7 protein-coding genes are annotated in these 15,091 nt (G+C 39.5%); all 7 read right to left on the bottom strand.

Annotated elements, in window-relative coordinates:
• Window positions 1-82: 82 nt before the first annotated feature.
• On the bottom strand, window positions 83-1,618 hold the full coding sequence (locus tag ACH3Z1_RS09815; protein WP_490821753.1) for a RagB/SusD family nutrient uptake outer membrane protein: 1,536 nt from the start codon (window positions 1,616-1,618) through the stop codon (window positions 83-85).
• A 5-nt stretch (window positions 1,619-1,623) separates the two neighbouring features.
• The gene (locus ACH3Z1_RS09810) at window positions 1,624-4,734 is read right to left on the bottom strand and encodes a SusC/RagA family TonB-linked outer membrane protein (RefSeq protein WP_490821752.1); all 3,111 of its coding nucleotides are present in this window, start codon (window positions 4,732-4,734) and stop codon (window positions 1,624-1,626) included.
• Window positions 4,735-4,951: 217 nt separating this feature from the next.
• On the bottom strand, window positions 4,952-6,364 hold the full coding sequence (locus ACH3Z1_RS09805; protein ID WP_490821751.1) for a sulfatase: 1,413 nt from the start codon (window positions 6,362-6,364) through the stop codon (window positions 4,952-4,954).
• 98 nt (window positions 6,365-6,462) lie between these two features.
• Complete coding sequence (locus tag ACH3Z1_RS09800) at window positions 6,463-7,512, bottom strand: formylglycine-generating enzyme family protein (RefSeq protein ID WP_490821750.1); 1,050 nt, start codon at window positions 7,510-7,512, stop codon at window positions 6,463-6,465.
• A gap of 137 nt (window positions 7,513-7,649) precedes the next feature.
• Window positions 7,650-9,185 (bottom strand): sulfatase family protein, encoded by a 1,536-nt coding sequence (locus tag ACH3Z1_RS09795; protein ID WP_490821749.1) that lies wholly within the window; start codon window positions 9,183-9,185, stop codon window positions 7,650-7,652.
• 203 nt (window positions 9,186-9,388) lie between these two features.
• Entirely contained in the window at window positions 9,389-13,486 is a 4,098-nt protein-coding gene (locus ACH3Z1_RS09790) for a hybrid sensor histidine kinase/response regulator transcription factor (RefSeq protein WP_490821748.1), read from the bottom strand.
• A 213-nt stretch (window positions 13,487-13,699) separates the two neighbouring features.
• Window positions 13,700-15,085: a sulfatase-like hydrolase/transferase gene (locus ACH3Z1_RS09785; protein ID WP_490821747.1), complete on the bottom strand. Its 1,386-nt coding sequence runs from the start codon at window positions 15,083-15,085 to the stop codon at window positions 13,700-13,702.
• Window positions 15,086-15,091 lie beyond the last annotated feature (6 nt).

The raw sequence follows: 15,091 nt of genomic DNA, 5'->3' as shown, positions 1-15,091 counted from the left end.
TATTGAGTAATAATCCAGTATTACAACTACGAAGTTGTACTGAACCGGTACTACCAATATATATTTCACAGAACCTGATTATTTATTGCCATGCCGGGTGTTGTATCAGTTTGGCATTGGCATTTAATTCACTTAAAGGAATCGGGAACACTTCAGATTTCGCATTACGATATGTTGCACCATAACCTGCTATATTATCTACTGCTACTCTTTGGAAAGACTGTTGAATGGTTCCCCATCTTTTTAAATCATAGAATCGAAGTCCTTCAAAAGCAAGTTCTACCCTTCTTTCGTGTCGCACAACGTCTCTTAAAACAGCCTGGCTCAGTCCAGTTCCTTCGGCAGCTTCAACGGTAGGCATACCAGATCTTACTCTTACCTGGTTAACCAGTGCGTACACACCTGAAAGCTGGTTCAGTTCTACCATGGCTTCTGCTCTCATCAATAATATATCGGCATAACGCAGTACAATAAAATCCTGTCCACCTGGATTAAATACACCAATACCAGTTGCTGAAGAAGCAGCACGGATATATTTTTTCAAACCAAATCCTGTAGCTGTATTCCCGGTAAACGGTCTGTTCAGATCTGTAATAAAAATATCATTCCTGAAATAAATAGATGCCGCTAGTCTTGAATCTCTGTTTGCTTTGGGGTTGGATGCATTATATAAAGGTGATGTAGTAATGGGTCTTCCATCGGTACAATAATAATCCCTTACCAGATTCGGCATGGGCTGCTGGTCTACTTTAGGTGCCGCCAGAAAAGTGCCTGAGAATAACTCGCCATTATCAGATGCATCCTGGGAAAATCTTACTGAAAAAAGAATTTCCTTTGAAAACTCTCCTTGCTCTGTAAATAGCTGTGTGTAACTGCTATTAAGTGTATATCCCAATGTTAGCAATGTGTTCGTAGACTCCATCACACCCTGATAGTCCTTATTGTATAATTGAAATCTGGCCAATAACCCAAGAGCTGCACCCCTGGTGGCATAACCATACTGATTGGCAGTATAACTAACCGGCAATAATGTTATTGCTGTTTTAAGGTCTGCAATAATCTGGGTTGATAATTCCTGGTAGGTATTTTTCATAACATATGCTTCGTCAAGCGTCTGCACTTTTAATACCAATGGAGCATCTTGAAAATAAACAGCTAAATGAGAATAGAATAATGATCGAAGAAAGAGTGCCTGTCCTCTCAACGCCTTTTTACTGGAATCTGAAATATTCGCGGCAGGAATTTTTTCGATATTCTCCAGTGCGTTGTTGGCTCTTGCAATACCTTTGTAGAGTGATGACCATAATGCACTGAAAAAAGCATTAGATGGATCAATATTAGCCGCCATAAAATTTCCGGGGCCTTCGAACTTGAAAGAATTATAGGCATTATCCCCAAAAGTATCGTACATAGGCATGCCTGCATTTCCATTCAGGTTACCGCTATACAGAATACGGTCCTGCAATACTTCATAGATACCATTTACGCCCAATACGGCATCCTGTTCGGTTTTCCAGAAACTCGCTTCTCCGAGCTGAGTGAGTGATCGTTTATCCAGGAAGCTCTTTGAACAACCTGTTAATACAAAAACTACAATTATGATGATTAGCTTTTTCATTAGAATTAGAATTTAAGATTTACGCCAAATGTGTAAACTTTATAGAGTGGTGTTAACTGATCTGTATTTCCTCCTCTTGCCCTTTCCGGATCAAAGTTTTTCATTTTGGTAATCGTGAGCAGGTTTTGTGCTCCCAGGTAAAACCTGAGTTTCGATACTCCAAATTTTTGTGTCATGGAAACCGGTAATGTATAACCCAGTTCCAGATTTTTCAACCGCAGGTAGGATGCATCTTCAATATAAAATGTAGAAGGCACCTGGTTATTTTGTCCACCCACTCTTGGTAATTTAATTGATGGGTTTGCAGGTGTCCATCTATCGATCCAGTAAGTCAGTACATTATTCCGGTCCCCTTCAAATGGCAACTGTCCGTTGTCGTTCAGTAATCTGTCGATACCACTCACGCCTTCAAAAAGAATACTCATATCTACTCCCTTATAGCTCAGGTTTGTATTGAAGTTATAAAGCATGGTAGGGAAAGGATTACCAATTACTGTTCTGTCGAATGCATCAATCACACCATCAGGTTTTCCACCAGGGCCAGATAAATCAGCATACTGAAAATCGCCGGGTGCCGTTCTTACGCTTCCAAACTGTCTGGGAGCGGCTGTTACATCGGCGGCAGATTGAAATATGCCTAAAATTTGATAGCCGTAATACGCATTAAAAGGTGAACCTATTCTTACAATGCTTTCCGCATTAATGGTTTCTAATCCTTTATCGCCCAGCCCTGTTACTTTATTATCAGCGAACTTACTCAGGCTTGCACCAATGCTGTAATTAAATCCTTTAGAAGCTCCACGGTAGTTAGCAGAAAATTCTATCCCCCTGTTCAACATACTTGCTGCATTCTGAGCAGCCAGATTGGTTACACCGATGGTACTCGGTATCGGGAAATTACCATACAACACATCTGTACTTTTTCTTTCAAAATAGTCTGCAGATAAAGTGAGTCGATTCCGGAACAGGCCTGCATCGAGTCCAATATCAAATTGTTCAACGGTTTCCCATGTGATGGTTTGATTGGCCAGTCTGGTTACCGCAACTGCACCCACAATGGTGTTTGTTCCCAGGTAATAATCCAATCCTGTATTATAGGTCTGATCAAAAATATAGTTACCAATATTGTCGTTACCCGTAATACCCCAGCTTCCTCTCAGTTTCAGATCAGATAACCAACTTAGTTTTTTCATAAATGGTTCTTCGATAATTCTCCATCCGGCAGATGCTGATGGGAATGTAGCATACCGGTTTGAAGGACCAAATTTTGAAGAGCCATCTCTTCTGATATTGAATTCGAAAAGGTATTTACCGTCGTAACCATAATTGATTCTTGAAAAGAAGGACTGCACAGCTTCTTCAGCAGCACTACCTGAAACACTTGGATTCAGCACTCCGCCACCATCAAACTCCTGGATGGCATTGGATGGAAAGCCCTGCAATGAACCTGAAAAACCATCATTTCTGTTGTAGATGAGTGAATGTCCCAATAAAACAGATAAATCATGTTTCGTACCAAATTTCTTGTTGTAGCGAAGAAGATTTTCATTCAGCAATCTGTAATTAAAACTGGTATTATTGGTAAGTGAATTCACCGCATTCTGTTGTACGAGGTTACCAGCCCAGTCGTATAAATTAGCGGTTGGACTGAAATTAGACACATTCGAATAATTCAGGTTCACACTTCCGCTTGTTTCAAACGAAAGTTCTTTGGTAAAGTCAACTTTTATCCCAAATCGATCGGATATATTAATCTCGTCGCTTTTATAATCTCCAAGGAACCCCCTTCTGATCGGGTGTGTAATCGGGAAGCTGGCATTTACTTTTAAGTAAGAACCATCCACCACCCCGTATTCACCATTTGAATAGTAAACAGGCACAGTAGGTGCAGATCGCTGAAACTGGTTAATAATGCCTGTCTCACCAGTGATGGCATCCGGACCACCTACCGGGCCTTTGAATTTAGTCCAGTAAGCATTTGTTACATTGGAAATCGTCAACCAGTCTTTCAGCTTTGAATTAATATTCAGTGAAATATTATAACGATCCGATTTGAACTTACCTTTTACAATTGCTTCCTGACCAAGGTATGCCAGTGATGCGCGATAAGTTAGTTTTTCTGTTCCTCCGGAAAAGGCGATGTAATGACTCTGAATAGGTGCATTGCGAAGAATTTCTTTTGCCCAGTTTGTATTTGCGTACCTGTCGCGATCAGTACCATCTGCCATAGATTGTATTTCTGCATCAGAATAACGGATAGGCGCTGTGGTTCCATTCTGGTTAATATCTCTTTCGTTCTTAAGTTTAGCATAGTTAACTGCGTCAAGGTATTTAGGCACTACTGTTGCTTTCTGGAAACCAGTGTAGCTATTATACACCACATTCATGGATCCGCTCTTGCCTTTTTTGGTGGTAACCACAATTACACCATTTGCCGCTCTTGCACCATAAATAGCACTTGCAGAAGCGTCTTTTAAAACAGAGATAGATTCTATATCAGCCGGAGATAAATTATTAAAAGTTTCCAGACCCGTGTATTGAATATTATCAATAACCACCAAGGGTGCAGTTGATCCAAATGTTCCTACACCTCTGATGGTTACGGATGAGGCATCAGCACCTGGTAACCCGCTTCCCTGTGTAATCTGTACACCAGAAAATTTTCCATACATGAGCTGACCGGAATTAGTAACCGGCTGGTTCACTGCATCATCGAGTTTCATCGTTTGTACAGCACCTGTCTGGTTAATTTTTTTCTGCACACCATAACCTACCACCACTACATCCTGTAATGTTGATGCAACAGGATCCATTATAATTTTAATTGCAGCAGCACCATCCCATGTAATGGTATTGGTTTGAAAGCCCACATAACTAAATACCAATACAGGTTTTGACTTTGATACGGTTAAAGTAAACTCCCCTTTCTGGTTGGTAGTAGTTCCTTTGCTATTCCCGGATTCCTGAACAGATACCCCCGCTAAAGGCGAGTTATCTGCAGCATTCACAACGCTGCCACTTACAGTAACAGCCTGCGAAAAAACAGTAACAGAAACAAACAGAAGGAAAATGAATAAACCTATTCTGGGACGTAGGTTTCGTTTTGGCAAAAGCATCGTTATTTGTTTTGGTTTAGGCTTATTTTTTACAAAGACTAAGTAAATAACTTTATTTTACTTCACTGGTATGCGGTTGCACCAAAAAAGAGGTGTATTCAGTTCATAACATTTTAAGACCTCTAATTAAGGATATTAGTACATTAAAGGTCTGGTTTGTTGAAGCAACCCCATAAAGCACTGCTTTTGTTAAACAAAGTTGTTATTTAAAAAAATACTATTTGATTCTCGTATCTGGATTGATATATCCGGGATTTTTCTTTGGCAATAACGATTTAGTTTCTTCCAGCCATTTAAAAAGCTTAGCCTTCATCTTTTCAGCTATGTCTGTATGCGTTGAAATGATATTATTTTTTTCAGCAAAATCACTTGCCAGATCATATAGTTCACTACTGGCATCTTCATAGTGATAAATAAGCTTATAATTTCCTTCCCGTACAGCAGAACCGGGCTTTCCTCCCTGGTTACTATAATGCGGATAATGCCAGAATAGATCTCTTTCCGCTTTTTCTTTGGCTGTTTGTAACTGAAGCAGGTCGACAGCATCAATACCTCTGGATACATACTGTTGATTGATGGCTTTTGCTACTGTGGCATAGATATCATTTGAAATGACAGGGGTTGTTACAATTTGCTGTCCTTTCATTTTTCCCTTCCAGTATAGTATCATCGGTACTCGAATACCTCCTTCATAAAGCCAGCCTTTCCCAGCCCTGAGTGGTGTATTGGTTGTCGGACTTCCTTCTGCTGTACTTAATCCTCCGTTATCAGAAGTAAAAATGATCAATGTATTCTCATCAATACCCAACTGCTCCAGTTTACTCAGCAGTCTTCCGATATTCCAATCCATATTCTCTACCATCGCTGCGTACACAGGATGATCCTGCACCAGCCTTCTTTTCCATTCATTTTCATGTTTCATCCATGGTTCATCTTTTGCAAATCGCTGAGATGGCTGTATACCCAATTGTTGCTGTTTGTTTTTATATTTCTTCACCAGACTATCCGGGGCCTGTAATGGATTATGTACAGCATACAAAGAATAAAACAGTAAAAAAGGTTCATCCTGCTGAGCATCCAGAAATTGTAAACATTCTTCGGTTAAACGATTCGTCAGGTATTCTCCTTTGGGGCCATCTGCTAATCTTGGATTATGATAGGGTGGAAAATAACCGCCAGTACTGTCGTTGATTCTTCCTGTAGGTCCTCCTTTACTCCATCCACCTTTATTGATGGGAAATCCATTGTACTCAGGCCAGGTGTTTTCTGTTTCACCTAAATGCCATTTGCCTGCAAAAAAAGTTTTGTACCCATTGTCCTGTGCATACTCCCCTATTGTCTTTTCCTCTAATGGAAGCTGGTAAGCTGTTTCAGGGCCAATCAATTTTTCATAAGGTCTTGCTTTACCGCCCTCCTGCCTTCCTTTAATCCAATCAGTAACACCTGTTTTATTTGGATATTTCCCAGTCAATATACTTGCCCTGGTGGGGCTGCATACCGGGCTTGCGGCATAGCCCTGTGTAAACATTATTCCCTTTGAAGCTATCTTATCAAGATTTGGCGTTTCATAAAAACTACTTCCATAACAGGACAAATCAGACCATCCCAGATCATCGGCGAGTATGATCACAATATTAGGTTTCTTCTTTTGCGTTTGTGCCGATACAGCAAAGCAAAAAAAGAATATGACACTAGAAATAAAGCTTGCTTTATACATAATTTTTCATCCTAATTTTTCTTTGTACCGGCGTCCGCGTGTTTACCCTTTACCTCTCTTACACACCTGAAACCTGTATGTTCCAGTCCGGTATCAGGACTGCTCTTCATTCTTCGTGCTACACGATAACCACTGCAATAACTATCATTACACATGAAACTTCCGCCTCTTAATGTTTTTTTAGCGGCAAATGGTTCAGCCGGATCATAACTTTTGGTCGGACCTTTTGGGTTGCTGGTCATTTTTTTATCCAATGAATGATAGTAATTATGATCGTACCAATCGCTACACCATTCCCACACATTACCTGCCATATCAAATAATCCATACTGGTTGCAGATATAATTTTTCACAGGTGCCAGTTTATAACTGCCATCTTTTTGTTCGTTGCTGTAAGGAAAGTTCCCTTCCCAACTATTTGCTTTAGGCTGACCTTTATGTATATGTTCATTTCCCCAGGGATAAATATTATTCAACATACCACCTCTTGCTGCATATTCCCATTCTGCTTCTGTAGGCAGTCTTTTGCGCGCCCATTTACAATAAGCCATGGCATCATACCAGCTTACATGAACAACCGGATAATTTTCTTTTCCTTTTAAATTACTGCCCGGACCTTCCGGGTGTTTCCAATTGGCACCTTCTACCCAACTCCACCACTGTGAATAATCCTGTAAATCGACAGGGCCATTTGCAGGCTTAAACACCAGAGAAGCCGGTACTAATAATGACTCATCTGGTTTAGGTGTACCGGGTGGTAAGGTTTTTTTTAGTTCATTCCAGTCAGGTTTACGCTCTGCCGTTGTGATATATCCGGTTGCTTCAACAAATTTCTGAAACTGTGCATTTGTTACTTCTGTAACATCCATATAAAATGAATCAATCCCTACAGTATGTTTGGGGTACTCGTCTGGTGAAGCCTGATCATTGTCGCCACCCATCTCAAATTTTCCAGCGGGAATTAATACCATTTCTGATGATGATGGATCATCTTTAAACACCAGAATACCGGCATCACCGGGCTTTGCTCCAAAACGAACAGGAACCTGAACACAGCTCAACAGTTCAGTTTTTTTGTTTTGATCTGGTGTATCTTGAGTTTGTGAATTACAGGACACTGTAAACATATACACCAGCATCAACAAAAAAAAAGTTAACTGCAGCTTGTGGCAAATATTACTTAATTCCTTTCTTACGGTCATTTTTTATTTTGTTTGATCAAATCAAGCATCAGCTTCATCTCACTTGCCTTACCCGGAAACTGATCTGCCAGGTTTTTTGTTTCACCCGGATCTTTTGACAAATCATACAACTGTGGCTGTGGTAGATTACCTAATTCTGTATTGGTATCTTTATTGATAGCAGGTCCTTTAGACGGTTCAATATATTTCCAGTCTCCAATAATAAGTGACAATGTAGAATTCAATGACTGTTCTACCAAAAAAGTACGGGGCACTTCACTCTTATTTAAAAGAACTGGTAAATTATTCTTGCTGTCAGGTGCCTGTCCCTCTTCAATGGTAACACCTGTTAAACTGGCCAGGCTGGCGTAAAGATCAATCTGGCTAAAGAGGGCGTTATTAACTTTACCGCTTTCAATTACGTTTTTCCAGCTTACAATCATCGGCACCCGTGTCCCGGCTTCAAAAGCACTGTACTTGCCACCTCTATATATACCATTGGGTTTATGGTCGCCTAATTTTTCTACAGCATCGTCTTTATAGCCATCATCTATTACCTGGCCATTATCACTTGAGAAAATAATAAGAGTGTTCTCCAGTAATCCATTTGCCTTTAATGTCTTTTCAATTTCTCCTACGGTCCAGTCCAATTGCAATAAAACATCACCTCTTGGTCCTTTACCGCTTTTCCCTGCAAAACGTGGATGTGCCACTCTGGGTACATGAATATCGTGGGTAGAGAAGTATAAAAAGAAAGGATTTTTCTTTTGTTGCAAGATGTATGCATTTGCTTTCTGCACCAGTATATCCGCAAAATCTTCATCTTTCCATAGTGCCGCTTTTCCACCCGTCATATATCCTATTCTACTTATGCCGTTTACAATGGTCATATCATGTCCATGTGAAGGATGCATTTTCAGTAATTCAGGATTTGCTTTTCCTGTGGGTGCTGATGGATCTACCGGTGCTTTGTAACTTACTATTATGGGATCATTTTTATCGAGATTGACCACATAATTGTTTTCTACAAATACACAAGGCACCCTGTCACCTGTTGCAGGAATCAGAAAAGAATAGTTGAACCCGATCTCATTTGGCCCCGGTGTAATTTTTCCATTCCAGTCTGCTCCTTTTTCATCACCCAATCCAAGGTGCCATTTGCCAATTACGGCAGTATGGTATCCGGCTTTTTGCAACATTCCAGGTAATGTTTTAGTGGCTAGTGGTATAATGAGTGATGCATCACCCGGCGCTATACCTGTACCTTCTTTCCTCCATGCATATTTTCCTGTTAATAAAGAGAAGCGCGAAGGCGTACAGGTGGCAGATGTAGCATGTGCATTGGTAAACCGAACTCCTGATTTGGCCAACCTGTCTAAGTTGGGTGTGGGAATAGTTGATGTTCCATAACTGCCAAGGTCTCCATAACCCAGATCGTCGGTATAGATCAGTATAATATTGGGTTTTAACGTAGCAGCATTTTGTCCCTTTACTGTTACAAACGGTAACAGCAGGCACAATATGAAGAGTAATAGACAGTTAATCTTCTTCATTTTCCTGGTTTTATGTAATACTATACTGGTAGACAAGGCAGCAACAATCTTTTTTTCCATTTTTTAAAAATCATATGGTTAGATCCACAAAGAATAATATGGTATTATCAATGCACTTGCTAAAATTATTACATCAGAAAGACCTGTAATTTTCAAATTAAGGGGTCGTTTGTAGCAAATACCCGGCCCCGCACTAATGCCCTTTACTTGTATTCAGAAGGTGTAACACCAAATTGATCCTGAAAACGTTTTCTGAAATACTTGATATCATTAAACCCGGCTTCAAAAGCGGCTTCTGTTACTGAGTATTTACCACTGGATAAGAGTTTTGCGGCATAATTGAGTCTTGTAGTTCGTATAAATTCGTTTCCTGACATCCCGGTAACCGCTTTTAGTTTTCTGTAAAAAGTTGACCTGCTCATGAACATGAGGTTTGCCAGTTCATCGTTATTAAACTGGCTATTGGAAATATTATCTTCCACCAGTTTTACCAGTTTAAAGAGAAACTCTTCTTCAAATGACTGAATTTCAAAATTGCTGGATCCCAGAAATATTTTTCTTGCATACAATTCTTTTAGCAAATTTCTGGAATTGATCAGGTTATGAATATGCACCAGCAGTAACTGAGAATTAAATGGCTTGGGCAGATACACATCTGCACCCTCCCTTATTCCTTGCAGGTGATGTGCCATATCAGACAATGCTGTGAGAAGAACAATTGGTATATGCGATGTTACTTTATCAGATTTTAGTTTTTTACACAATTCAATTCCATCCATCTCAGGCATCATTACATCGCTCACCACGAGGTCCGGAATGGTTTCCATAGCTTTTTGCAAGCCTTCTACACCATTAACAGCAGTAACCACTTTAAAAGAAGGGCTTATAATATCATAAATGTATTGCAGCATATCAGATTCGTCTTCAACGACAAGAATGATAGGCTGCTCTGTTTCGTTTGCAAACTGTTCCGTTTCTTCTTGCATGGCTATTGGATTTACAGATGTTTCTACTAATTGATTGGCATTATTAATATTCGATCCGTCTGTTTGAAGGATTGCTGATTCTGTACTTACCTGATCAGGTAGTGTTACAGTGAAGATACTCCCTTTAACCCCATCGCTTTCAACCGCAATTGATCCACCGTGTAAAGCTACCAGTTCCTTCACAAAAGAAAGACCTATTCCTGTTCCTGAAATGGTGGTAGCATCCTCCTTCTTACCTCTGAAAAAACGATTGAATATATCTTTCTGCTCATTAATAGGGATACCCATCCCTGTATCCTGTACTATGATCTGACAAGTTTGCTGATCTAAACGCTTTATGGATAATGTAATTTTTTCGCCGGCTGGAGTAAACTTGAACGCATTAGACAACATATTAAAAACAACAATCTCAAGTTTATTATGATCGAAAGTAAAAGATAAATATTTTTCATCTGACTCAAATGAGTACTGTAAATTTTTTCTTTTGGCTTCCTCTTCAAAAAGAGAAAAGACATCATAACAGAAAGAAACTATTTCTCCCGGTTGAGCTGTCAAACGAATACTACCCGCTTCAGCCTTCTGAAAATCAAGCAACTGGTTCACCATACGAAGCATTCGCTTCGATTGTTTTTGTATCAGCTTCAGGTTTTTCTCTACCAGGGTTTCAAGTTTTTTTCTTTGTAATAGATCTTCCAGTGGTCCAAGAATCAACGTTAAAGGTGTGCGGAACTCATGAGAAATATTGGTAAACAACTGTTCCTTATAATCCGATAATTTTTTCTCCTGCTGTCTCTCTACCCTCGACAGGATCAACTGGTTTTTAAGAGCGGCCTGTCTAAGCCCCAGGTATCTGGTTGCCCATAAGAGTAAAAGGAAAATGCACACATATATTGAATAGGCCCACCAGGTTTTCCAGGGCGGAGGTAATATGTTTATTTTTAATTGTCTAAATTGCGTGTTCCAGATTTTATCACTATTCGTAGCTTTTACTTTCAGGTAATACGTACCCGCTTTTAAATTGGTGAAAGAAACCAATCTGCTGTTGCCCGCATTTACCCAATCCTTATTAAATCCCTCCAGCTTATACATATACTCGTTCTTATCAGGTGCATGATAATCAAGAGCAGCAAACTCAATAGAGAAAATATTCTCCTCATGATTGAGTGTAATTCCTTCCGTTTCATAAAAAGGTTTATCCAGGATTGTACTATCGGAATCTATTTTGCCGAACTCATATGGGCGATTGTTAATTGTAAGATTGGTAAAATAAATAGGCGGAGTAAATCGATTGATCTCAATACTATCCGGGTAAAAAAAGGTTACGCCCTCGAGTCCCCCAAAGAATAATCTGCCTTCCGGATCTTTAAACGAAGCATTTTCCGAAAAAACAACCGATCGTATCCCGTCTCGCTTGTCAAATACTGCAAAACTATTTTTATCTCTACATATCCTGATGATTCCTTTATTCGTTGTTGCCCATATATAACCCTTTGAATCAGGTAAAACAGCATGTATGTAATCATTAGGAATACCATCCCTTACTGTATAAGCTGCAACTTCCATTTTTTCGTCATTAACAGCCGTTATTTTATTCAGCCCCGATTGCGTACCCACCCATATATTACCTTTCTCATCTTCGGTCAGACATAACACAGTATTGTTGCTGATACTCTTATTGATTTCTCCTGTTTGTAAGAACGCCTGAAAATGATCTGACTCGGGCTTATATAAATGCAGACCCTTGTATGTACCGACCCATAATCTTTTTTTTGTGTCGATTAATAAACTGCTCACTCTTTCATTTTGTAAAGCATTTTTATTGCCGAAATCGGGAAGATAATTTTTAAATATGGGCAGTTTATTCTTATCATAACCAACAATGCAACTTAACCCGTTTTCCTGGGTCCCAATCCATATTTTACCGTTCGCATCTTTTACGAGTGCATTAATTTTCCTTCCACTAATGGAATATTTGTTCTGTCGGTCCGGAACAAAGAGATCGTGTTTCCCTGCCCCTTTTTCTTTGTTCTCTATTCTGATTAATCCCTTATTGGTAGCTATCCACAAATAACCATCTGCTTCCAGAAAAGAACGACATTCATATACCGTTGTGCCCGGATAAGAAATTGGCTTTTGAGAAAAGTTTAATGTTTGAAACTGTTTCCAGTCATTCGAATAATGAATACCTCCCCCTTTTGTTCCTATCCATAACTTATGATAACGATCTACAAAAACAGATAAAACATGTGTGCTGGCCTCTAACCCATTCCCCTTTTTTTCGTATCCGATATTGATGAATTTCTTTTGATGTAAATCAAACTTAAAGACGCCTGCACCATCCGTACCAACCCATAATAAGCCGGACGGATCTTCCATGATAGTAAGTATGATCTGATTATCATTTGTATATAATCCAGGAATATTCAGTTCTATCTTCTCAAACGTACCTGCTTCAGGGTTTAACCTGTTCAAACCTCCTCCCCATGTGCCTACCCAAATGGCACCTTTTGAATCAAGTAATAAACGATAGGTGTTGTTAGAACTAAGTGAGTACCGGTCTTTCTCTTCGTGGCGATAACTGATAAAGGTTTTATTTGTTAAATCGAATTTTATTAGTCCCTGATCCCAGGTTCCGAGCCACAAACAATTACGTTTCACATCTTTTACAATGGAAGTAATATTAATACCGGGTTTACCAAAATCATTGGAATAATCATTTTGCAATTGCTGGTTGATATGTTTCAAGCCCTGGCTGGTTGCCAACCAATAGCCTGTTCCTCCATCACTTTGAATATCAAATGTTTTCCAAATTGTATTGATAATGGTGAATTCCCGATTCTTTTTGTTCATGTATTGAAAACCCTTCCAGGTTCCAATCAGCAATTTTTCTTCGTTGGCATCAAGTATGGATAAAATATAGTCTCCATTAAACCCGTTTTTGCCGGCTGCACGGTTTATGTAGTTGGTAATTTTACCTGTTTTCAAATGATAGGAACTCAGACCTCCGGATTTTGTTCCGATCCATATATTGTGTTGCTTCCCATTTTGTAATACTTCTATCGACTGGCTGAGCAGATTATTTCCTTTTCCAAAATCGTTTTTAAGCAAATTCATTTCATATCCGTCAAATCGCTGTAATCCACCACGTGTCCCCAACCAGATAAATCCGTTTTTATCCTGTATAACAGATGTTACTTCATTATTAACGAGTGCTTCGGAGATACTGATGAATGATCCACTGTATTGTGCAGGTATGGCTATAGAAATGCCCGACAGGATCAATAAACAAGTATATTTAATGACGGCAGATAGCAATTCGAAGAATTATGGTTGCACCCTCACATTTCCCTGTCAGCTAGAACAGATGACCAAAATTTGCTAAGGGTATTATATTAAAACAATCAGAAAAATAAATAAAAGAATCAATAACAGATAAATTATTGCCAGTTTTATTCCCAGCCGCTGATTATGCTTGGCTATTCTTTGCTGTTTTTGTTTTGTAAACATTTTTTGTTTGATTTATCGAATTCAATTCTTCTTTTTCATTGAACGAAACTGTTCCAGTTCTTCCGGATTTTTTACCCTTACTTTTTTATTACTCATCAGATCCTCATGAATCATCTGTGTAATACTATCCCATACAGCACCTTCTGTCCATAGAGGCATTATTTTATCTTTCTCCCACTCACTTAATCTTTTTTTCATATACTGATAAATCGAAGGCTTTTGGTCTTTAATATCGTTGGTTTCCCTCAGATCACTATTCAGGTCATACATTTTGTCTCCAAGTCCCCTGACTTGAATTAATTTGTACTGGTTCCACCTGACAGCCGCCGCCGCATCTTTTCTCCATACCAACTGAGCATGTGGCGAACCTTTGTTTTCATTTTTCAGGTAGGGAACCAAGCTCACTCCGTCTAGTAAATCAGTTTCCTTGTTTTTAACACCTGCTGCTTCCAGCGCTGTTGGAAATATATCCAACGAAGAGCTAAGTCTGTCAAAACGACTCCCCCCTTTCCACTGTTTAGGCCAATGCACGAGAAAAGGAATCCGGTGACCTGCCTCATATTTGTTTCCTTTAAATCCTTTCAAAGGAAAATTGTCCGACTGGTTATTATGCGCTCCTCCATTATCACTCAGGAAAAAAATCAATGTATTATCGAGCAGGTTCTCCTGTTTCAATGCGTCAATAATAGTACCAACTGCTCTGTCTAATGCCCAGGTCATGGCTGCCAGCTTTTGACGGGGATGCCCTTTAAATTTTTCCATATCGCTCTGACTGGCTTCCATCGGTGTGTGGACTGCATTGGGGGCCCAGTACATAAAGAATGGTTGTTGTTTGTTTTGGTGAATAAAATCAGCCGCTTTTTCTCCTAAAACATCTGTCAGGTATCCTTCAAATTTTACCTGTTGCTGATTTTCAATCAACGCATTTTTTGCACCAACGCGGTCATCTTTCTCGGGTTTGAAAAAATAACTCCTACCACCGCTTAGAAAGCCATAGTAATATTGAAATCCCATGCTTAAAGGATGCTGATCTGGATTAAAACCCAGGTGCCATTTACCAAAAGCCGCAGTCTTATAACCCGCAGTCTTTAGTCGTTCGGGCATCAATATTTGTTTTGTATCAATACCTGTGTATCCATCTCCTTCGTTACACTCATACCCGAAGCGTTGCTGGTAACGGCCGGTGAGTAATCCGGCTCTTGATGGACTACAAACAGTTGCCGTAACATGCGCATCAGTAAAACGAACTGATGTACTCGCCAGTTCATCCAACCGGGGAGTTTGTAAATCTTTAGACCCCATAAAACCAAAATCTGTATAACCAGCATCATCAATAAGCATGATAATGATATTGGGTTTAGGTTGGGCCTTTACAGTTATAAAACATAAAAAGCATAACCCTAACATCAGTAT

The sequence above is a fragment of the Sediminibacterium sp. FW305-C-49 genome (assembly GCF_058231085.1).
Note: the sequence above shows the minus strand (reverse complement) of the source record. Positions and strands in the feature narration are given on the sequence as shown.